A 19769-nucleotide genomic window follows, 5' to 3' on the forward strand; every position below is an offset into this window, starting at 1 on the left:
GGACCCGCGCGGACCGTAGGTTCGCCGCATGGAACTCATCCCGATCAGCCCGCGTCTGCACCTCCTCGACTACTCCATAGGCCAGGCCTATCTGTGGCGCGACGAGGAGGAGTTGACCCTCGTCGACGCCGGGTGGGCCGGTAGGGCCGACGAGACGACGGCGGTGATCCGGTCGGCCGGTCTCGACCCGGCCCGACTGCGCCGGATCGTCCTGACCCACTGCCACCGCGACCACGTGGGCGCCGCCCAGGAGCTGGCGGACCGGCACGGCGCGGAGATCCTCGCGCACCGGCTCGACGCCCCGGTGATCCGGGGCGAGGCCCCGGTCCCCGAGCCGGATCTCCTCGACTGGGAACGCCCGTTGTACGCCCACGGGCTCACCACCCCCGAGGCGCCGCCGACCCGCGTGGACCGCGAGGTCGAGGACGGCGAGGAACTCGGCTTCGGCGACGGCGCGGTGGCCCTCCACACCCCGGGCCACACGCCCGGCTCGCTCGCGGTCCATCTCCCGCGCCACGGCGTCCTGTTCACCGGCGACACGGTCGCGACGGTCCAGGGCGTCACCTTCGGCGTCTTCCACGTGGACCGCGCCCAGGCGACGGAGTCGATGCGCCGCCTGGCGAAGCTGGAGCCGTCGGTCCTGTGCTGCGGCCACGGCGCCCCGGTGACCACGGACACGGCGGCCCAGCTGACGGCCGCGGTGGCCGGGCAGGGGCCGGACCGACCGTGAGCGCCGAACGCACCGGCCAGGCCCCGGCCGACCCGACGGCCGCCGACGGCGCCCTGGCCTCCCAGCCCGTCGGTTACTGGACCGGCCTCGCCCACACGGCCGTCACCCGGCACCTGCGGGACGCCATGGCCCGTATCGACGTCACCCAGCCGCAGTACTGGGTGCTCAACCGCGTGCACGGCGCGCCCGCAGCACCCCCGCGCGCCGAGGTCGTGAGCGGGCTGACGCCCCTGGCGGACGGGCCGCACGACATTCCCCGCGTCGTCGACCAGCTCCTGCACCGGGGCTGGATCCACGCGGACGACGGGGACCGGCTGCACCTCACGGACGCGGGCGAGGCCGCCCGCGTCCGCCTCCGCCGACTCGTCACCGAGGTGCGCGCCGAGGTCCACGAGGGCGTCACGGACGCCGAGTACGTGGCCGCGCTCAAGGTCCTGCGCCGGATGGTCGCCAACGTGGAAGGCGCCGGGATCCGGTAGGCGTTCCCCGTGCGGGTGTCGCCGCCCCTGGTCAGCCCACCGGGACCCCCGCCTCCAGGTTGAGCACCGTGCCGCGTTCGCGGGCGCGGAGGGCCCAGCGGAGGCGGTGGTAGCGGACCGGCGGGAGGAGTTCGGCGGCCTCTTCCTCCGTGACGAAGCGCCAGGCGCGGAGTTCGGCTCCGGGGAGGCGGAGGCGGTCGGTGTCGGCGGGGGCGAGTCTGCCGCCGTCGAAGAGCAGGCGGAGGCCGCCGTAGCCGGGCGGCTTCGGTCGTTCCCAGTCGACGAGGAGCAGCCGGGGTACGGCGTCGAGTTCGAGCCCGATCTCCTCGGCGACCTCGCGCATGCCCGCCCGTGCCGGGGGCTCGCCCGGCTCGACGACTCCGCCCGGGAACTCCCAGCCCGGCTTGTACGTCGGGTCGACGAGCAGGAAGCGGTCCTCGTCGTCGAAGAGGAGCACCCCGGCGGCCAGGGTCTCGCCGGTCGGTTCGGCGGTCTGGACGATCCCGCAGGGTGCGGCCAGGTCCTTCCGGACCGCGTCGGCGACGGTCCGGGCGGCCTCGGCCGGGGTGAGCGTCGAGTTGTCGACGACGTACGCGTCCCGGGCGAGCCAGGCGTGGGCGGCGCGGTACGGCGGTATGCGGCCGTGGCACCACTCGCGTACCCGGGCGTCGGTCCCGGGATCGCCGTACTCGCTCCGGGCGTCGATCCGCTGACGCAGGATCGTTTCCTCGGGGTCGAGCAGAATGTGGCGCACCTCGATGCGGCGGGCCGCGAGCCCGCCGAAGATCTCGTCCCGGTACTCCTGCCGGAGCAGGGTCATCGGCACCACGAGCACGCCGCCGACCTCGGCGAGCAGCGCGGCGGCCGTGTCGACGACCATCCGCCGCCACATCGGCAGGTCCTGGTGGTCCTCGACCTCGCCGAGCCGCTTCGCCGGCAGCAGCCGGGTCAGGGAGCGGCCGATCACCTCGGGGTCGAGCAGGGTGCTGTACGGGATCAGATCGACCAGTTCACGCGCGGTACTCGACTTCCCCGCCCCGAACGCACCGTTGATCCAGACGATCACGATTCCCCCCTCTTCGGTAGCCCCCAGTGGCTTGCCCGCAACACCCTGCCACGGAAACCCCGGCCGCACGCCGAGGCGGGGCGCGCCCCGGAGCGCGGGGGCGCGCACCCGGAGCGGGACCGGAGCGGGGCCGCTGACCTCGTGTTTCTCCTGTTCGTCGCCCAGTCCGTACGGCTCAAGCCGTACCGATGACCTCGTACGGCGGCGGGGCCGGGGGCCGGGCCGCCCCGGCGCGCCCCGCCGTCACGCCCCCGAGAACGCGGCCGCCGCCGCGCCCAGGAGCCCCGCGTCCGTGCCCGTGGCGGCCGGGACGACGCGGAGGTCCCGTACGAAGGAGAGCGTCGCGTACTCCGCGAGGCTCCGGCGCAGCGGGGCGAAGAGGATCTCGCCCGCACCCGCCACCCCGCCGCCGACCACCGCGATGTCGATCTCCACGAGGGTCGCCGTGGCGGCGATGCCCGCCGCGAGCGCCCGCGCCGCGCGGGCGAAGGAGGCGAGCGCGATCGGGTCGCCCGCCCGTGCGGCGGCGGCCACGCCCGCCGCCGAGTCGTCGCCGTCGGGGCCCGGGCGCCAGCCGTTGTCCAGGGCGCGGCGGGCGAGGTGCGGTCCCGCGGCGAGGCGTTCGACGCAGCCTCGGCTGCCGCAGGCGCAGGGGTCGCCGTCCAGGTCCACCGAGATGTGCCCGAGGTGGCCGGCGTTGCCCGTGGGGCCGGTGTGGAGCCGGCCGCCGAGGACGAGTCCGCCGCCGACGCCCGTGGAGACCACCAGGCACAGCGCGTTGTCGTGGCCCCGGGCCGCGCCGAGCCAGTGTTCGGCGGCGGTCATGGCGACGCCGTCGCCGACGAGTGTCACCGGTCGCCCGCCGACCACCCGGCGGACCCGTTCGACGAGCGGGAAGTCCCGCCACCCCGGCACGTTCACCGGACTCACGGTCCCCCGCGCGGCGTCGACCGGCCCCGCGCTGCCGATGCCGACGGCCCCCGCCGCCTCCCACAGCGGCGAGGCGGCGAGCTCGCCGAGCACCTCCTCCACGGCCCGCATCACCGTCTCGCCTGACTCCCGCGCGGGCGTGTCCCGTCGCGCCCGCGCGTGCGGCCGGCCCTCGCCGTCGACGAGCGCCCCGGCGATCTTCGTACCGCCGATGTCGAGCGCGACGACCAGCCCCACGGCCGGAGGCGCGGCGGGGTCGGGGCACAGGTCGGGACACGGCGGGGCGGGCAGGGGCGTGGGCAGGGGCACGGAGCCTCCAGACGGTGGCCGGAGCGAGCGGGCGGGTTCCGCACAGTCTCCCTCGCCCTCCCCGATCTGACAACGTTGTCCACCGCTTATGCTCGGGCCATTCACCGATCCGCTCCCGACGGAGGAACCCCGCACCGTGGCCGACATCGCCCGCCGCCTCGAACCGCACCGCTACGGCAACCGGCCCACGATGAAGGACGTCGCCGCCCGCGCGGGCGTCGGCCTGAAGACGGTGTCCCGGGTGGTGAACGGCGAGCCGGGGGTCACCCCCGAGACCGGCCGCCGCGTCCTGGAGGCCATCGAGGCCCTCGGATTCCGCCGCAACGACAGCGCCCGCGTCCTGCGCAAGGGCAGGACCGCCACCGTCGGCCTGGTCCTGGAGGACCTCGCCGACCCGTTCTACGGCCCGCTCAGCCGCGCCGTCGAGGAGGTCGCCCGCGCCCACGGCACTCTCCTCATCAACGGATCGAGCGCCGAGGACCCGGACCGCGAGCAGGAGCTGGCGCTCGCGCTCTGCGCGCGCCGGGTCGACGGCCTCATCGTCATCCCCGCCGGGGACGACCACCGCTACCTGGAGCCCGAGATCCGGGCGGGCGTCGCCACCGTCTTCGTCGACCGCCCCGCCGGACGGATCGACGCCGACGCCGTCCTCTCCGACTGCTTCGGCGGCGCCCGCGAGGGCGTGGCGCACCTCGTCGCCCACGGCCACCGCCGGATCGGCTTCGTCGGCGACCGCCCGGGCATCCACACCGGCGCCGAGCGCCTGCGCGGCTACCGCGCGGCGATGGAGGACGCGGGTCTCCCGGTCCACGAGGCCTGGGTCTCGCTCGGGTCGACGCACCCGGAGCGCGTGAGCCGTGCGGTACGGGAGCTGGTGACCGGCCCCGAGCCGGTGACGGCCCTCTTCGCGGGCAACAACCGCGTCACCGTCACCGCCGTCCGCACCCTCGCCGCGCACCCCTCGCCGGTCGGCCCGGTCGCCCTCGTCGGCTTCGACGACATCGAGCTCGCCGACCTGCTCGGCATCACCGTCGTCGCCCAGGACGCCGCCGCGCTCGGCCGGACCGCGGCGGAGCGGCTGTTCCGCCGCCTCGAAGGGGCGGGCGGGGCACCGGAACAGGTCGTGCTCGGGACGACGCTGCTCGCCCGCGGCTCGGGCGAGATCGCGCCGTCCCTCACGTAGGGGTGTCTCGCGGCTCAGCAGACGCGCAGGCCTGCCACCGGGCCTCCGGACGCGCCGCCCGACAGGTGCAGGACGCTGAAGTAGACGTTCGTGTTGCCGCTGTCGTCGTCGGTCCTGGCGAACCAGCGGCTGCTGACCCCGCCGTACGACTCGGTGTGGTCCAGGTCCACCTGGCAGTAGAAGGTGTGCGGGCCCGCGCCGATCGTCCCCATCTCGCCGCCGTCGTGGCGGCTCGTCGTCGCGCTCCGCACGACCTGGCAGGTCGAGGAGGAGCCGGAGGACTCGCAGCCGGAGGAGGGCGCCGGGGCCTCGGTGGTCGGCGCGGCGGTGCTGCCGCCCGAGCCGCCGTCGGCGGGGGCGGTGGTCGTCGTGCCGCCGGAGGCGGGGGCCGTGGCGCCGGTCGTCCCGCCGGAGGCCGTACCGCCGCCGGAGCCGGAGGTGGAGCCCGCGCCGGAGGTGGAGGAGGAGCTCGTCCCCGTTCCTCCGCTGCCCGTGCCGGAGCCGGACCCGGTGCCGGTGCCGGTGTCCGTGCCGGAGGAGCCCGCGCCCGACACCGTGGCCGATCCCGCGCCTCCCCCGGTCGCCGCCGCCGCACCCCCGCCGGAGCCGCCGTCCGCGCCCGTGCCGGGGTCCGTACCGTCGCCTCCGGCGCCGCCGGTGGCCGTGCCTCCGCCGCCAGGACCGGCGGACGCCCCCACGGACGGAGACGCTCCGTCGGACGTCGAGGCGGAGGGCTTCGCGGACCCGCTCGCCGTGCCGGACGAGGGGGCGCCGGGGCTGCCCGGGTCCATGACCCGCCCGTCCTCCCCGCCCGTGCCACCGCCGGAGCCGCCGTCCGCCGGGCTGCCGCCCGCGGTCTGCCGCTGCCCGGGGTCGCGGTCCACGAGGACGTACGTGAGGCCGCCACCGGCCAGGAGGACGGCGGCCACGGAGGCGGCGATCAGCGCGTTCCGCCGCCGTCCGGCGGCACGGGCGGCGCGACGGCCCGGCGCGGCGGGCGCGGCGGGCGCCCCGAGGCTCCCGGGGACCCCGGAGGGCGCGGGGGCCCCGGAGAGCGCGAACGGCGCGGAATCCAGGGGCGTGACCTCGACGACCGGCTCGACGGCGGGCCCGGTCGGCGCCACCGACACGACGGGCTCAGGCATCACGACAGCCTCAGGCGCAACCGGCCCAGCGGGCGCCACCGGCGGCCCGAACCCCTCCGGCGCCACCGGCGGCACCGGCGCAGTCCCCGCCGCCCCCGCCGCCCCCACGGCCCCCAGCAGCCCCGCCGCCTCCCGCGCCCCCGGCCGTGTCGCCGGGTCCTTGTCCAGGAGCCGCAGCAGGATCGGCGTCAGCGGCCCCGCCCGCCGGGGCTCCGGCAGCGGTTCGGTGACGATGGCGGCGAGCGTCGACCAGGTCGACGTACGGCGGAAGGGAGAGGCTCCCTCGACGGCCGCGTACAGCGTCGCGCCGACCGCCCACACGTCGGACGCGGGTCCCGGGTCCTGGCCGCGGGCCCGCTCGGGCGCGAGGAAGTCGAGGGAGCCGATGATCTCGCCGCTGCGCGTGAGGTGCGTCGCGGAGCCGTCGCCGGGGTCCTCCATGGTCGCGATGCCGAAGTCGGTGAGGACGATCCGGCCGGACCGGTCGAGCAGGATGTTCCCCGGCTTCACGTCCCGGTGGAGGACGCCGACCTCGTGCGCCGCGGCGAGCGCCTCCAGGACGTGGGCGCCGATGCGGGCCGCCTCGACCGGGTCGATGGTGCCGCGTTCGGCGAGGACGTCGTCGAGGGAGGGTCCGTCGACGAGTTCCATGACGATGACCGGCCGGCCCTCGTGCTCGGTGACGTCGTGGACGGCGACGACTCCGGGGTGGCGGACGCGGGCGGCGGCGCGCGCCTCCCGGGTCATCCGCAGGCGCAGGTCGGCGAGTTCGGGCACGCCCGCGTCCGAGTACGTACGGAGTTCCTTGACGGCCACCTCGCGGCCGAGGACCTCGTCGACGGCCCTCCAGACGACTCCCATGCCTCCGCGCCCGAGTTGGCGCACGATTCTGTACCGGTCGGCGATCCGACCGTTCTCCCCCGAAGACACCGCTGCCCCGTTCCCCTGTTGAACTCGAACTCGGACACGACCGCCGAACGATCATGTGAACTCGACAAGAGTACGGGGCAGTTGGCCGAAAACTCAGCCCTTACCGCTCGGAGGCCGTGAGGTCTCCCCGGCGCGGGGCGGCGAAGCGGTCGAGGGCGGCGCGGGTCATGCCGGTGAGGGCGTCGACCTCCGCCGTGTCGAGGGCTCCGCAGTCGATGCCGCGCAGCAGGTAGGAGGAGAGGGCCTTGGCGGTGGCGGGCTCGTCCATGACGTCGCCGCCGGCGTGGTTGGCGTACGCGGAGAGGCGCTTGGCGGCGGCCTCGAAGCCCTCGCGGTAGAAGGCGAAGACGGCGGCGTAGCGCGTGGGGATGTGACCGGGGTGCATGTCCCAGCCCTGGTAGTAGGCGCGGGAGAGGGCGCGGCGGGTGAGGCCGTAGTGCAGCCGCCAGGCCTCGTGGACGTGCTCGGTGGAGCCGACCGGGAGGACGTTGGTGGAGCCGTCGGAGACGCGGACGCCGGTGCCGGCGGCAGCGACCTGCATGATCGCCTTGGCGTGGTCGGCGGCGGGGTGGTCGCTTGCCTGGTAGGCGGCGGAGACGCCGAGGCAGGCGCTGTAGTCGAAGGTGCCGTAGTGCAGTCCGGTGGCGCGGCCCTCGGCGGCGCCGATCATGCGGGCGACGGCGGCGGTGCCGTCGGTGGCGAGGATGGACTGGCTGGTCTCGATCTGGATCTCGAAGCCGAGGCGGCCGGCGTCGAGGCCGTGGGCCTTCTCGAAGGCCTCCAGGAGGCGGACGAAGGCGGTGACCTGCTCGGGGTAGGTCACCTTGGGGAGGGTGAGGACGAGGCCGTCGGGGAGACCGCCGTTCTCCAGGAGGCCGGTGAGGAAGACGTCGGTGGTGCGGATGCCCCGGTCGCGTACGGCGGCCTCCATGCACTTCATCCGGATGCCCATGTAGGGGGCGGCGGTGCCGTCGGCGTACGCCTGCGTGATCAGGCGCGCGGCCCGGGCGGCGTCCATGTCTTCGGCGTCCCCGCCCTCGCCCGCGTAGCCGTCCTCGAAGTCGACCCGGAGGTCCTCGATGGGCTCGCGCTCCAGCTTGGCGCGGACGCGGCCGTAGACGTCCTCGGCGAGGTCGTCGGAGAGGCCGAGGACGGCGGCGAAGGAGGCGGCGTCGGGGGCGTGCTCGTCGAGGGCGGCGAGGGCCTGGTCGCCCCAGGAGCGGATGGTTCCGGCGTCGAAGACGTTGCCGGGGACGTAGACCGTGTGGACGGGCTGACGGGTGCCGGGGTCGCCCGGGTAGCGGCGGTCGAGCTCGGCGTCCACCTCCGCGAGGGAGGCGCTGATGCCCTCGCTGACGGCACCCGCGAGGCTCGTCGACACCTTCTCCTGCTGACCCATCCGAACACCCTCCTGTTTTCCGCTTCACGGAATCAACAATCCGTATAGCGAAGTTAGTAGGCACCCTTGACCTGAGTCAATGTCTACCTGGGAGCGTCCCAAAAACGGCCGGGGGCCGCGCGGCGACGAATCGCCACGCGGCCCCCGGACCGTACGGACCCGCAGGTCAGCCCTTGCGGGCCTGAACCTCGGCGGTCAGCTGCGGGACGACGTCGAAGAGGTCGCCCACCACGCCGTAGTCGACGAGGTCGAAGATCGGAGCCTCGGCGTCCTTGTTGATCGCGACGATGGTCTTCGAGGTCTGCATGCCCGCGCGGTGCTGGATCGCGCCGGAGATGCCGGAGGCGATGTACAGCTGCGGCGAGACCGACTTGCCGGTCTGGCCGACCTGGTTGGAGTGCGGGTACCAGCCGGCGTCGACGGCGGCGCGGGAGGCGCCGACGGCGGCACCGAGCGAGTCGGCGAGCGCCTCGATGATCGCGAAGTTCTCGGCGCCGTTGACGCCACGGCCGCCGGAGACGACGATCGCGGCCTCGGTCAGCTCCGGACGGCCGGTGGACTCGCGCGGGGTGCGGGAGGTCACCTTGGTGCCGAGCGCCTTCTCGGAGAAGGAGACGGCGAGCGCCTCGACGGCGCCGGCGGCCGGGGCGGCCTCGACGGGGGCCGAGTTCGGCTTGACCGTGATGACCGGGGTGCCCTTGGAGACACGGGACTTGGTGGTGTACGAGGCGGCGAACGCGGACTGCGTGGCGACGGGGCCCTCGGCACCGGCCTCCAGGTCCACGGCGTCGGTGATGATGCCGGAGCCGATGCGGACCGCGAGGCGGGCCGCGATCTCCTTGTTCTCACCCGACGAGGGGAGCAGCACGGCGGCCGGGGAAACGGCCTCGTACGCGGCCTGGAGGGCCTCCACCTTCGGGACGACGAGGTACTCGGCGAACTCGGGGGCGTCGGCGGTGAGGACCTTCACGGCACCGTGCTCGGCGAGCGCGGCGGCGGTGTCGGCGGCGCCGTTGCCGAGGGCGACGGCGACGGGCTCGCCGAGGCGGCGGGCGAGGGTCAGCAGCTCCAGGGTGGGCTTGCGGACGGCACCGTCGACGTGGTCGACGTAGACGAGAATCTCAGCCATGGGACGTCAATCTCCTGCGAACGATAGGGGCGGTCTGAGCGGCTCGCGGGAGCCTTAGATGAACTTCTGGCTCGCGAGGAACTCGGCGAGCTGCTTGCCGCCCTCGCCCTCGTCCTTGACGATCGTGCCGGCGGTGCGGGCCGGACGCTCGGCGGCCGTGTCGACCGCGGTCCAGGCGCCCTCGAGGCCGACCTCGTCGGCGTCGATGCCGAGGTCGTCCAGGTCGAGGGACTCGACCGGCTTCTTCTTGGCGGCCATGATGCCCTTGAAGGACGGGTAGCGGGCCTCGCCCGACTGGTCCGTCACGGAGACGACGGCCGGAAGCGCGGCCTCCAGCTGCTCGGAGGCGCTGTCGCCGTCACGACGGCCCTTGACGACGCCGTCCTCGACGGAGACCTCGGAGAGCAGGGTGACCTGCGGGACGCCCAGGCGCTCGGCGAGGATCGCGGGCAGGACGCCCATGGTGCCGTCGGTGGAGGCCATGCCGGCGATGACGACGTCGTAGCCGACCTTCTCGATCGCCTTGGCGAGCACGAGCGAGGTGCCCATGACGTCGGTGCCGTGCAGGTCGTCGTCCTCGACGTGAACGGCCTTGTCGGCGCCCATGGAGAGCGCCTTGCGCAGCGCGTCCTTGGCGTCCTCGGGGCCGACCGTGAGCACGGTGACCTCGGCCTCGTCCGCCTCCTCGGCGATCTGCAGGGCCTGCTCGACCGCGTACTCGTCGAGCTCCGACAGCAGGCCGTCGACGTCGTCGCGGTCGACCGTGAGGTCATCCGCGAACTTCCGGTCTCCGGTCGCGTCGGGCACGTACTTCACACAGACAACGATCCTCAAGCTCACGCCGGCTCTCCTACTGCATCGTCATAACTGGGCTGCCTTGTTGCTCGCAGCATAGGCGCCTGAAGGGCGGGTTTCCGGTCGGGGCGCCGGACGCCCCGACCGAAATATTACTCGCCAGTACACCCAGTTCGTGACCAGTAAGCAAGCGCTCAGCCATGTGACCTTGCCAACGCGCGGAGAGCGGCGCGCACGGGAACTCTCAGTCGCGCAGCGCGTTGAAGCGCCCGTGGTGGTAGAGCAACGGCCGGCCCGCCCCGTCGGGGTCGCCGGCGACGGCCTCCGCGATCACGATCCGGTGGTCACCGGCGGGCACACGGGCGATCACCCGGCAGACCAGCCAGGCCAGGACACCGTCGAGCACGGGCACGCCCTCGGGCCCCACGCTCCAGCCGGTCCCCTCGCCGAACCGGTCGGCCCCGCTGCGCGCGAAGGTGGCGGCCAGCTCCTCCTGGTGTTCGCCGAGTATGTGGACCCCGATGTACTCGGCCTCGGCCACCACCGGCCAGCTGGAGGAGCCGGTGCCGACGCCGAACGAGATCAGCGGGGGCTCGGCGGCCACGGAGTTGAGCGAGGTCGCGGTGAAACCGACGGGACCGTCGCCGTACGCGGTGATCACGGCGACTCCGGCGGCGTGCCGGCGGAAGACGGAGCGGAGGAGATCGGGTCCGGCCTGGAGGCCGGGGGTGACCCGGAGATCGGGGGAAACCGTCATGGAGTTGTCCTTCTGCGAGGGCGGCATGGAGGTGGTCCTGCGGTGCTCAGACACCGGGACAGCGCGCGCTCGCGTTGCGGGCCAGGTCGACGTGGACCCGGCCGTAGAGAAGGAGTTCAGGGGGCACTCCGTCAGGGTGACGATATGTGTGGGACGCAGTCAAGTGCGTACCGCGATATGGGAGGAGCGTCACTGCGTCACAGCGGTACGTGAGGGGTCCCCGGTACGCCGGTGGGGTGGGTGTGCGTCCTGTCTCCACGTCAGACCGCCCGCCCCAGCGCCGCGATGACGTCCGCCCTGCGCGGCTGCCCCGCGGCACGGCGGACGACGCGGCCCGCCCGGTCGAGCACGAGGACGGTCGGCGTCCGGACGATGTCCAGTTCCCGTACGAGATCGAGCCGTTCCTCGGCGTCGATCTCGACGTGTCCCACGCCCGGCACCATGGCGGCGACCTCGGCGAGGGTGCGGCGGGTGGCCCGGCAGGGCTGACAGAAGGCGGTCGAGAACTGGACGAGGGTGGCCCGCTCCCCCAGCTCGGCGCCGAGTACCTCCGGCCCCAGGACCTCACTCATGCCACTCCCCTTCGCCCGCGTTCGCTCGCACGTTCCTCAGGTGCAGCGTCCCACGCCCGCGTTCGATTCCCTTTCCCGTCCCTTTCCGGACACCGCGAGTGACGAGAATCTCCCCGTGCGGCGGCGTCTGGACTGGTCTCGGGGGCCCTCATGGGGCACGATCTGCCCAAAGCCGAAAACCTACGGCCGCGTAACTTCGCCGGGAGCACCCACTCCGGGCACACGAAGAAGAGGTTCCTCTCCGATGGCAGAACTCGTCTATCGACCGGTCGTCGGTGCCGCGCTCACCCTGTTCAAGGCGCTCGACCTGAAGATCGACACGCAGGGTTCGGAGCACATCCCGCGCACCGGCGGCGCGGTGCTCGTGAGCAACCACATCAGCTACCTGGACTTCATCTTCACCGGCCTCGCGGCCCTGCCCCAGAAGCGCCTGGTCCGCTTCATGGCGAAGGACTCCGTCTTCAAGCACAAGGTCTCGGGGCCGCTCATGCGCGGCATGAAGCACATCCCCGTCGACCGCTCGGCCGGCGAGCACGCCTACAAGCACGCGCTCGAATCCCTGCGGGCCGGCGAGATCGTCGGCGTCTTCCCCGAGGCGACGATCTCCCAGTCCTTCACGCTCAAGGGCTTCAAGACGGGCGCGGCGCGCCTGGCGCAGGAGGCGGGCGTCCCGCTGATCCCGATGGCGCTCTGGGGCACCCAGCGCCTCTGGACGAAGGGCCACCCCAAGAACTTCAAGCGCAGCCACATCCCGGTGACGATCCGCGTCGGCGAGCCCTTGGAGGCCCCCGCCGACCAGTACGCGGGCGCGATCACCCGGCGGCTGCGCGAGCGCGTCCAGGAGCTCCTGGAGGCCGCGCAGCGCGCCTACCCGGTCCGCCCGAAGGACGCCGACGACACGTGGTGGGTGCCCGCCCACCTCGGCGGTACGGCTCCGACGGCGGCGCAGGTCAAGGAAGCCGGCTGACCGTCAGAGCCGGTCGGGAAGCGTCCGCCACAGCACCGGGCCGTCCGGGGCCGCCTTGAGGGCGCCCAGGACGGCCCCGTGCGGTGCGGCGTACAGCTCCGGGTAGTCCAGCTCGCCGAGCTCGGGCCGTACGGTCCAGGCGAGGCGCTCCTCCCGCAGCGAGAACCGGGCGTCGATGCCCGGCTTGTTCCCCCGTACGTCCTGCCGGGCCCAGGCGGTCTCGCCGGGCAGCAGGACGGCGACGAGGCCGTGGACGACCGGGTCCGAGCCGTCGTCCTCGGTGAGCCGCTGGTAGCAGAGGGCGGCGGGGATGCCCCGGGCGCGCAGGAGCGCGGTGTACGCGATCGACTTGGCGTAGCAGATCCCGGTGCGGTGCTCCAGGACGTCGGAGGCCCGCCAGGTCACGCGCCGGTCCCCGGTGTCCATGGAGTGCGGGATCTCGTCCCGTACGTACGCGAAGGCCGCCTCGGCGTATGAGTATTCATCCGGGTAGGTGTCGGCAAGCCGGTCCGCCACGGCCCTGACGTGCGGGTGCTCGTGGTCGACGGCCTCGCTCGCGGCCAAGTAAGCAGCGATGTCGGCGTCTTGCTGGATGAGTTCCATGCGGGACGACCCTACGGAAACGGCCGGACGGAAGTCAATGACTTTCCGTCCGGCCGTATCTTTATGCAGTTCTCGGCGCTGAGCTCGTCCCGACTAGCGGGCGAGCTCCTCCTTCAGCGCCTGGAGGAACGCGTCGATGTCGTCCTCCGTCGTGTCGAAGGAGCACATCCAGCGCACGACGCCGGCGGCCTCATCCCAGAAGTAGAAGCGGAAACGCTCCTGCAGGCGACGGCTCACCTCCTGCGGCAGCTTCGCGAAGACCGCGTTGGCCTGGACCGGGTAGAGGATCTCCACCCCGTCGAGGTCGCGCACGCCGGTCGCGAGGCGCTGGGCCATCGCGTTGCCGTGGCTCGCGTTCCGCAGCCACAGGTCTCCGGCGAGGAGCGCCTCGAACTGGACCGACAGGAAGCGCATCTTCGACGCGAGCTGCATGGACAGCTTGCGCAGGTGCTTCATGTGGCTGACCGCGTCCGGGTTGAGGACGACGACGGCCTCGCCGAAGAGCAGACCGTTCTTCGTCCCGCCGTACGAGAGGACGTCGACGCCCACGTCGGTGGTGAACGCGCGCAGCGGCACCCCGAGCGAGGCGGCGGCGTTGGCGATGCGGGCCCCGTCCAGGTGCACCTTCATGCCCTTGGCGTGGGCGTGCTCGACGATCGCGCGGATCTCCTCCACCGAGTAGAGGGTGCCGAGCTCGGTGTTCTGGGTGATCGAGACGACCTGCGGCATCGCACGGTGCTCGTCCTCCCAGCCCCAGGCCTGCCGGTCGATGAGCTCGGGGGTGAGCTTGCCGTCCGGCGTGGGCACGGTGAGCAGCTTGAGGCCGCCCATCCGCTCGGGCGCTCCGCCCTCGTCCACGTTGATGTGCGCGGACTCGGCGCAGATGACGGCGCCCCAGCGGTCGGTGAGCGCCTGGAGCGCGGTCACGTTGGCACCGGTGCCGTTGAAGACCGGGAAGGCCTCGGCGGTGGGGCCGAAGTGGCTCCGCATGACCTCCTGGAGGTGCTCGGTGTACTGGTCCTCGCCGTACGCGACCTGGTGGCCCTCGTTGGCGAGGACGATGGCCGCGAGGATCTCGGGGTGCACGCCGGCGTAGTTGTCGCTGGCGAAGCCCCGGACCGACGGGTCGTGACGCCGACGCGCGTCGGTCGGCGTGGCGGTGGTCTCGGTCACGGCTTGGGAGTCAGCCACAGGCGCTGTCCGTTCACTTCCTGGGCGGGCTTGTCCCACAGACCGGCGATCTCGTCGGCCAGGTCCTTCACGTCGGTGAAGCCCGCGAACTTCGCATCGGGGCGCTCCGCGCGCATGGCGTCGTGCACCAGTGCCTTGATCACCAGGATGGCAGCCCCGGCCTGCGGGCCGTCCTCGCCCCCCAGCTTGCGGAACGAGTCGGCCATGGCGAGCGTCCAGGCCTCGGCCGCCGCCTTGCCGGCGTTGTACGCGGCGTTGTTGGCCAGCGGCTTGTGCGCGCCGACCTGGCTGACCAGCGCGTACCGGCCGCGACCGCCGGCGGCCAGGAGGCCGTCGTGGAAGGCGAGCGAGGTGTGCTGGACGGTGCGGATGAGGAGCTTCTCCAGGAAGTCCCAGTCCGCGAGGTCGGTCGTGGTGAAGGACTTGCTGCCGCGCCAGCCGCCGACCAGGTGGACCAGGCCGTCGACACGGCCGAAGTCCTTCTCGATCTTGGCGGCCCAGTCGCGGGTGGCGTCCAGGTCGAGCAGGTCGACGGTGTCGCCGACGACGGTGGCGCCGCCGTGGGCGTACCGGGCGGCGTCGACGGCCTCGGCGAGGCGCACCGGGTCGGCGTCGGAGCCGACCACGGTCGCGCCGGCCTCGGCGAGGCGCATCAGGGTGGCACGGCCCGCGGGGCCGGCCGCGCCGGCCACCGCGATGACGGCGCCGTCGAGCGGTCCACCGTTCCCGTTGCTGGCGTTCACGGGCGCCTCCTCCGTCGGGTCGATGAGGTCGCTCACGCGGCGACCCGCGCGATGCTCGGGACGTCGGCGGCGGTGATCCCCTTGGTGTCGGCGATCACGCCCTTCAGCTTCTTGGCGAGGGCCTCAAAGAACATGCTGAGCGGAAACTCGTCCGGAAGCACGTCGTCGACCAGCTTGCGCGGCGGCAGCGTGAGGTCGAGGGCGTCGGAGCCCTTGGCCCACTTGGAGGCCGGGTGCGGGGCGAGGTAGGTGGTGACGAACTCGTACGCCTTGATCCAGTGGACCAGCTTCGGGCGGTCGATGCCGTCGCGGTAGAGCGTCTCGATCTCGGCGCACAGCTGGTTGGTGACCTCGGGGGCCCGCTGCCAGTCGATCGTGAGGACGTTGTCCGTCCAGCGCACCACGTCGTGCTTGTGGAGGTACGCGAAGAGCAGCTGGCCGCCCAGGCTGTCGTAGTTCCGGGTCCGGTCGCCGGTGAGCGGGAAGCGGAACATGCGGTCGAAGAGGACCGCGTACTGCACGTCACGGCCGTGGGCGTTGCCCTCGGACTCCAGGATCACGGCCTGCTTGAAGGCGGTGAGGTCGCAGCGGAGCTCCTCCAGGCCGTACATCCAGAACGGCTGGCGCTGCTTGATCATGAAGGGGTCGAACGGCAGGTCGCCGCGGCTGTGGGCGCGGTCGTGGACCAGGTCCCAGAGCACGAAGGCCTGCTCGCAGCGGCTCTGGTCGTCGACCATGGCGGCGATGTCCTCGGGCAGCTTGACGCCCAGGGTCTCGACGGCGGCCTCGGTGACCTTGCGGAAGCGCGCGGCCTCGCGGTCGCAGAAGATGCCGCCCCAGGTGAAGCGCTCGGGAACCTCGCGCACGGCGACGGTCTCCGGGAAGAGGACGGCCGAGTTGGTGTCGTACCCGGCGGTGAAGTCCTCGAAGGTGATGCCGCAGAAGCCGGGGTTGTCGAAGCGGGCGGCCTCCAGCTCGGAGAGCCACTCGGGCCAGACCATGCGGAGCACGACGGCCTCGAAGTTGCGGTCGAGGTTGCCGTTCTGCGTGTACATCGGGAAGAGCACGAGGTGCTGGAGCCCGTCGGCACGGCCGGCGGCGGGGTGGAACTCCATGAGGGAGTCCAGGAAGTCCGGCACGGTGAAGCCGCTCTCGACCCACTTGCGCAGGTCCGCGACGAGGGCGCGGTGGTAGGCGCCGTCGTGCGGGACGAGCGGGGAGAGCTGCTCCACGGACGCGATCAGGCGGTCCACGGTCAGCTCGACGAGCGCGCGGGCGGGCGCGCCCTCGGCCTCGAAGTCGATGGAGCCGTCCGCGCTCTGCCAGGGGCGGATCTCCTCCACGGCATTCTTGAGCTCGGTCCAGGCCGCGTGCTCGATGACCCGGGCCTCGGTGGATATCCCCCCACCGGTCACGTCCTGCACAAGAATTTCCGTCATGCCTCTTCCTCCACAGGAGAACCTTGCGTTAAAGAACCGTATCGAGACATGGCTCTTCCCCGCAAGAGGAGGCAGAAGAAATTATCCTGTGCGACCCCATGGTCACCGAAATTTTTCCTGCCTCCCAGGGCCGAAAGCCCTCATCCGCCGGATGGATGGCCCGAACACTCAGTCCAGCGGCTTGACGAGGAGCTCGAACTCCAGGTCGTCGCGCTGGGGCAGTCCGAAGCGCTCGTCGCCGTACGGGAAGGGGGTCGTCCGCCCCGTACGCCGGTACCCGCGCCGCTCGTACCAGGCGATGAGCTCCTCGCGCACCGAGATCACCGTCATGTGCATCTCGCGGACGTCCCAGAGCTCGCGCACCCGGCGCTCGGCCTCGGCGATGATCCGCTTGCCGAGACCGGCACCCTGGAGTTCGGGGCGGACGGCGAACATGCCGAAGTAGGCGGCCTCGCCGCGGTGCTCCAGCTGGCAGCAGGCGACGACCTCGCCGTCCCGCTCGACGACGAGGAGGCGGCTGCCCGGGGTGGTGATGACGGCGGCGACGCCCTCGGCGTCGGTGCGCTGGCCCTGGAGGATGTCCGCCTCCGTCGTCCAGCCGCCCCGGCTCGCGTCGCCCCGGTAGGCCGACTCGACGAGCGGGACCAGGACCGGGACGTCGTCGAGGACCGCCTCGCGGTACTCGATCCGGCCGGCCTCCTGGGACGTGGCGGTGTCCATGCGTACGGGCTCCCCTCGGGCGCTGACGATCGCGGTGCGCGATCGTCCCGAGCCTAACGCGCGCACCTCTCACTCCCCCTCGTACATCCGTGCGCGCCCGTGCGCCCGCGTGCGGGTTCCCGGCGGCGGGCATTCCTCCTTCAGGAGGGGGGTGATGAGCCGTGCACGGAGCGGCCCTGACCGGGTGGCTGCTGGTCGCGCTCGGCGCGGCGGCGGGCGCGTACTGCCTGCTGCGGGTGCGGGCGTCCGACGGGGAGGAGCGGCGGACGGCCGGCGGCGAGGCGGCGATGGGTTTCGGCATGGCGGCCATGGCCCTGCCCGCGGCGGTCCTCACCCCGCCGGACTGGACCTGGGTCGTGTACGCGGCGGTGTTCGGCGCGACGGCGCTCCTCGGCCTGGCCGGGGCGACCCGGCGCGGCCGTCGGAGGCTGCACCACCTCCACCACCTCGTCGACTCGCTCGCGATGCTCTACATGGCGGTCGCGATGGCGGCCCCGGCCCTCATGGGGGCACGGGGGGCGCACGGGGGGCACGCGATGGGGTCGGCGGCGGGGATGGCCGGCGGCATCCCCGTCCTGACGGGGGCTCTGCTCCTCTACTACGTGGTGTACGTGCTCCACGCGGGCGCGCGGCTCGTCCCGGTGGCGAGACCCGTGCCGGCGGGGGCGGGCGCCGGGGCGGGAGCGGGTGCGGGGGCGGGGGTCTCCTGGGCGACCCGGCCGGAGCTGACGCTCGTCTGCCGGCTCTCGATGGCGCTGGCGATGGTCGCGATGCTCGTCACGCTCTGAAACGGCCGGAACGGAAGCGGTCGGAGCCGAAACGGCCGGAACCGTGACCAACGGAACCGTGGCGTACGTCACTTGAGGTCCGCGCCCATACCCGGGGCCGTACCGCGCTCATAGGGTGACGCCCATGTGGGTCTCCCTCGCGCTGCTCCTGCTCGGCGTCCTGGCCTCCCTCGCGGCCCCCCGGCTGCTCACGCGGGCCGAATGGGCCGAGCGAGAACCCGTGGTGGCGCTGTGGGTGTGGCAGTGCGTGGTGGCGGCCGTGCTCCTGAGCTTCGCCCTGTCGATGACGTTCAGCGCGTCCACGGCCTGGCAGGCCGTGCGCGGGCAGCTCTTCGCCCCGGCGCCGCACGCGGTGGTGGAGGCGTACGAACTCGGCACGAGCGGACCGTGGTCGGCCGTCCTCGCGGTCGTCCTCGCCTGCGGCGGCCTGTGGTCCGGGGCGATGCTCGGGAGGGAGATCGGGCAGGCGCGCGCCCGGCGCGTGCGGCGGCACCGCGATCTCCTCGTCCGCGCGCCCCGGTTGCCCGGCGAGCGGCCGGACGGCGACCGGCTCGTCGTCCTGGAGGGCGAGCGGGCGGACGCCTGGTGGCAGCCGGGGACGCCGCCCCGGCTGGTCATCACCACGGCGGCGCTGCGCCGCCTGAAGGGCCGGCAGCTCGACGCGGTCCTCGCGCACGAGCAGGGGCACGCCCGCGCCCGGCACCACTGGCTGCTGCACTGCTCGGCCGCGCTCGCGGGCGGGTTCCCGGGCATCCCCGTCTTCACGGCCTTCCGTGACGAGATGCACCGGCTCGTGGAACTGGCCGCCGACGACGTGGCCTCGCGCCGGTTCGGCCGGCTGACGATCGCGCTGGCGCTCGTCGAGCTGAACGAGGACCGGGGCGTCTTCGGTCCGGGTGCGGGGACAGGGCCGGGGGCGGGGACGGACGCGGGCCTGCCGCAGCGGGTCCACCGGCTGCTCACGGCGACGCCCCGGCTCACGGCCGGACGCAGGCTCCGGCTCACGGCCACCGCGGCCCTCGTCCCCGTCGTCCCGCTCCTCGTCGCCCTGGCCCCGGCGCTGACGACCCTGGGGTAGAGACCCACGAGGAGGCGGACAGGGTGCTCCGGACGGGCGGCGCGCGCGGACCGGTCCCGGAGAGCCGTCCGGGAGGGTTCGTCGGGCAGGATCGGCCCATGCGTCCGTCCGCCGTGGTCTCCGGGGTCCTCTTCGCCGTCCTGCTCGTCCTGGTGGCCGCGGGCTGGCCACCCCTGCTCTCCTTCGACCGGTCGGTCGCCGAGGCACTGCACCGTGACGCCCTCGCCCACCCCGGCGTCACGCACCTCAACCGGATCCTCAGCGACTGGGTCTGGGACCCGTGGACGATGCGGGCCCTGGCCGCCGTCGCCGTGGTGTTCCTGTGGACGCGGCGCGAGCGGCGCCTCGCGGTCTGGGTGGCCGTCACGTGCTTCGCCGCCGCGGGTCTCCAGCAGGGAATCAAGTTCCTGGTGGGGAGGGAGCGGCCGCAGTGGCCGGACCCGGTGGACTCGGCACGGTTCGCGGCCTTCCCCTCCGGGCACGCGATGACGGCCATGGTCACCTGCGGGCTGCTGCTGTGGGTGCTCGCGCTGCGCTGGCGGGACGAGTGGCGCGGCTGGGGCGTCCTCGCGGGGGCCGCGCTCGTGTCGGTCCTCGGGGTGGGCTGGACGCGGCTCTACCTGGGCGTGCACTGGCCCTCGGACGTGCTGGGCGGCTGGCTGCTCGGCTGGACCCTGGTGGCCGTGGCCGTCCTCTCGTACCGGCGCTTCCCGGGGTCCGGCGGCCCCCGGGAGGACAATGGGAGCGAGACGGTGAGGACGGGGTGAAAGCGGCATGAGCACGACGAAGCCGTCTGTTCTGGACGATCCCCCGTGT

20 protein-coding genes are annotated in these 19769 nt (G+C 73.3%); 7 read left to right on the plus strand and 13 right to left on the minus strand.

Annotated features, from left to right (window positions below):
* Positions 1–28: 28 nt before the first annotated feature.
* Together ACFC0Z_RS10240 and ACFC0Z_RS10245 are read left to right on the plus strand one after the other, a co-directional pair.
* A complete protein-coding gene (locus ACFC0Z_RS10240; protein ID WP_376434791.1) occupies positions 29–730 on the plus strand; it encodes an MBL fold metallo-hydrolase in 702 nt (233 codons plus the stop codon).
* On the plus strand, positions 727–1209 hold the full coding sequence (locus tag ACFC0Z_RS10245; protein ID WP_376434793.1) for a MarR family winged helix-turn-helix transcriptional regulator: 483 nt from the start codon (positions 727–729) through the stop codon (positions 1207–1209). Before ACFC0Z_RS10240 ends, ACFC0Z_RS10245 begins: the two co-directional genes overlap by 4 nt.
* Before the next feature lie 31 nt (positions 1210–1240).
* Here the strand turns inward: ACFC0Z_RS10245 and ACFC0Z_RS10250 are convergent, their stop codons facing one another.
* Positions 1241–2275: an NUDIX domain-containing protein gene (locus ACFC0Z_RS10250; RefSeq protein WP_376434795.1), complete on the minus strand. Its 1035-nt coding sequence runs from the start codon at positions 2273–2275 to the stop codon at positions 1241–1243.
* A 243-nt stretch (positions 2276–2518) separates the two neighbouring features.
* Positions 2519–3442, minus strand: coding sequence for an ROK family protein (locus tag ACFC0Z_RS10255; protein WP_376435073.1), 924 nt, complete (start codon positions 3440–3442; stop codon positions 2519–2521).
* 208 nt (positions 3443–3650) lie between these two features.
* On the opposite strand from ACFC0Z_RS10255, the gene ACFC0Z_RS10260 reads away from it, so the two are divergent.
* A complete protein-coding gene (locus ACFC0Z_RS10260) occupies positions 3651–4697 on the plus strand; it encodes a LacI family DNA-binding transcriptional regulator (protein WP_376434796.1) in 1047 nt (348 codons plus the stop codon).
* A 14-nt stretch (positions 4698–4711) separates the two neighbouring features.
* Here ACFC0Z_RS10260 and ACFC0Z_RS10265 read toward each other — a convergent pair whose 3' ends face one another.
* The 6 genes from ACFC0Z_RS10265 to ACFC0Z_RS10290 all read right to left on the minus strand — a co-directional run bounded on the left by ACFC0Z_RS10265 (position 4712) and on the right by ACFC0Z_RS10290 (position 11424).
* Positions 4712–6772, minus strand: a complete 2061-nt coding sequence (locus ACFC0Z_RS10265) for a protein kinase (RefSeq protein WP_376434798.1) — start codon at positions 6770–6772, stop codon at positions 4712–4714.
* Positions 6773–6872: 100 nt separating this feature from the next.
* The gene (locus tag ACFC0Z_RS10270) at positions 6873–8171 is read right to left on the minus strand and encodes a DUF6986 family protein (protein WP_376434800.1); all 1299 of its coding nucleotides are present in this window, start codon (positions 8169–8171) and stop codon (positions 6873–6875) included.
* A gap of 166 nt (positions 8172–8337) precedes the next feature.
* Positions 8338–9300 carry an electron transfer flavoprotein subunit alpha/FixB family protein gene (locus tag ACFC0Z_RS10275; RefSeq protein ID WP_376434802.1) on the minus strand — a complete coding sequence of 321 codons (963 nt, stop codon included), beginning with the start codon at positions 9298–9300 and terminating at the stop codon, positions 8338–8340.
* A 54-nt stretch (positions 9301–9354) separates the two neighbouring features.
* On the minus strand, positions 9355–10140 hold the full coding sequence (locus ACFC0Z_RS10280) for an electron transfer flavoprotein subunit beta/FixA family protein (RefSeq protein ID WP_376434804.1): 786 nt from the start codon (positions 10138–10140) through the stop codon (positions 9355–9357).
* Positions 10141–10339: 199 nt separating this feature from the next.
* Positions 10340–10852, minus strand: coding sequence for a flavin reductase family protein (locus tag ACFC0Z_RS10285; RefSeq protein WP_376434806.1), 513 nt, complete (start codon positions 10850–10852; stop codon positions 10340–10342).
* Positions 10853–11112: 260 nt separating this feature from the next.
* On the minus strand, positions 11113–11424 hold the full coding sequence (locus tag ACFC0Z_RS10290; RefSeq protein ID WP_376434807.1) for a TlpA family protein disulfide reductase: 312 nt from the start codon (positions 11422–11424) through the stop codon (positions 11113–11115).
* A gap of 244 nt (positions 11425–11668) precedes the next feature.
* Between ACFC0Z_RS10290 and ACFC0Z_RS10295 the strand changes: the two genes are divergently transcribed.
* A complete protein-coding gene (locus ACFC0Z_RS10295; protein WP_376434809.1) occupies positions 11669–12391 on the plus strand; it encodes a lysophospholipid acyltransferase family protein in 723 nt (240 codons plus the stop codon).
* 3 nt (positions 12392–12394) lie between these two features.
* Here the strand turns inward: ACFC0Z_RS10295 and ACFC0Z_RS10300 are convergent, their stop codons facing one another.
* From ACFC0Z_RS10300 to ACFC0Z_RS10320, 5 genes are all read right to left on the minus strand, one after another.
* On the minus strand, positions 12395–12994 hold the full coding sequence (locus ACFC0Z_RS10300; RefSeq protein ID WP_376434811.1) for a transglutaminase family protein: 600 nt from the start codon (positions 12992–12994) through the stop codon (positions 12395–12397).
* 93 nt (positions 12995–13087) lie between these two features.
* A complete protein-coding gene (locus tag ACFC0Z_RS10305; RefSeq protein ID WP_376434813.1) occupies positions 13088–14167 on the minus strand; it encodes a threonine aldolase family protein in 1080 nt (359 codons plus the stop codon).
* Positions 14164–14928, minus strand: a complete 765-nt coding sequence (locus tag ACFC0Z_RS10310) for an SDR family NAD(P)-dependent oxidoreductase (RefSeq protein ID WP_376434814.1) — start codon at positions 14926–14928, stop codon at positions 14164–14166. Before ACFC0Z_RS10310 ends, ACFC0Z_RS10305 begins: the two co-directional genes overlap by 4 nt.
* 32 nt (positions 14929–14960) lie before the next feature.
* The gene (locus tag ACFC0Z_RS10315) at positions 14961–16367 is read right to left on the minus strand and encodes a DUF6421 family protein (RefSeq protein WP_376434816.1); all 1407 of its coding nucleotides are present in this window, start codon (positions 16365–16367) and stop codon (positions 14961–14963) included.
* A gap of 168 nt (positions 16368–16535) precedes the next feature.
* On the minus strand, positions 16536–17087 hold the full coding sequence (locus tag ACFC0Z_RS10320; protein WP_376434818.1) for a GNAT family N-acetyltransferase: 552 nt from the start codon (positions 17085–17087) through the stop codon (positions 16536–16538).
* Between the two features lie 161 nt (positions 17088–17248).
* Here ACFC0Z_RS10320 and ACFC0Z_RS10325 point away from each other — a divergent pair, with 161 nt between their 5' ends.
* From ACFC0Z_RS10325 to ACFC0Z_RS10335, 3 genes are all read left to right on the plus strand, one after another.
* Entirely contained in the window at positions 17249–17875 is a 627-nt protein-coding gene (locus tag ACFC0Z_RS10325) for a DUF5134 domain-containing protein (protein WP_376434820.1), read from the plus strand.
* Positions 17876–17999: 124 nt separating this feature from the next.
* A complete protein-coding gene (locus ACFC0Z_RS10330) occupies positions 18000–18953 on the plus strand; it encodes a M56 family metallopeptidase (RefSeq protein ID WP_376434822.1) in 954 nt (317 codons plus the stop codon).
* A gap of 98 nt (positions 18954–19051) precedes the next feature.
* Positions 19052–19720, plus strand: coding sequence for a phosphatase PAP2 family protein (locus tag ACFC0Z_RS10335; RefSeq protein WP_376434823.1), 669 nt, complete (start codon positions 19052–19054; stop codon positions 19718–19720).
* The last annotated feature ends 49 nt before the right edge of the window (positions 19721–19769 follow it).

The organism is Streptomyces sp. NPDC056144, assembly GCF_042264145.1.
Taxonomy (GTDB): Bacteria; Actinomycetota; Actinomycetes; order Streptomycetales; family Streptomycetaceae; genus Streptomyces.

Coding starts and splice junctions, on each gene's coding strand:
- ACFC0Z_RS10270 (WP_376434800.1), bottom strand. CDS start 8,171: ATGGGTCAGCAGGAGAAGGTGTCGACGAGCCTCGCGGGTGCCGTCAGC.
- ACFC0Z_RS10290 (WP_376434807.1), bottom strand. CDS start 11,424: ATGAGTGAGGTCCTGGGGCCGGAGGTACTCGGCGCCGAGCTGGGGGAG.
- ACFC0Z_RS10300 (WP_376434811.1), bottom strand. CDS start 12,994: ATGGAACTCATCCAGCAAGACGCCGACATCGCTGCTTACTTGGCCGCG.
- ACFC0Z_RS10275 (WP_376434802.1), bottom strand. CDS start 9,300: ATGGCTGAGATTCTCGTCTACGTCGACCACGTCGACGGTGCCGTCCGC.
- ACFC0Z_RS10330 (WP_376434822.1), top strand. CDS start 18,000: ATGTGGGTCTCCCTCGCGCTGCTCCTGCTCGGCGTCCTGGCCTCCCTC.
- ACFC0Z_RS10240 (WP_376434791.1), top strand. CDS start 29: ATGGAACTCATCCCGATCAGCCCGCGTCTGCACCTCCTCGACTACTCC.
- ACFC0Z_RS10320 (WP_376434818.1), bottom strand. CDS start 17,087: ATGGACACCGCCACGTCCCAGGAGGCCGGCCGGATCGAGTACCGCGAG.
- ACFC0Z_RS10315 (WP_376434816.1), bottom strand. CDS start 16,367: ATGACGGAAATTCTTGTGCAGGACGTGACCGGTGGGGGGATATCCACC.
- ACFC0Z_RS10285 (WP_376434806.1), bottom strand. CDS start 10,852: ATGACGGTTTCCCCCGATCTCCGGGTCACCCCCGGCCTCCAGGCCGGA.
- ACFC0Z_RS10335 (WP_376434823.1), top strand. CDS start 19,052: ATGCGTCCGTCCGCCGTGGTCTCCGGGGTCCTCTTCGCCGTCCTGCTC.
- ACFC0Z_RS10295 (WP_376434809.1), top strand. CDS start 11,669: ATGGCAGAACTCGTCTATCGACCGGTCGTCGGTGCCGCGCTCACCCTG.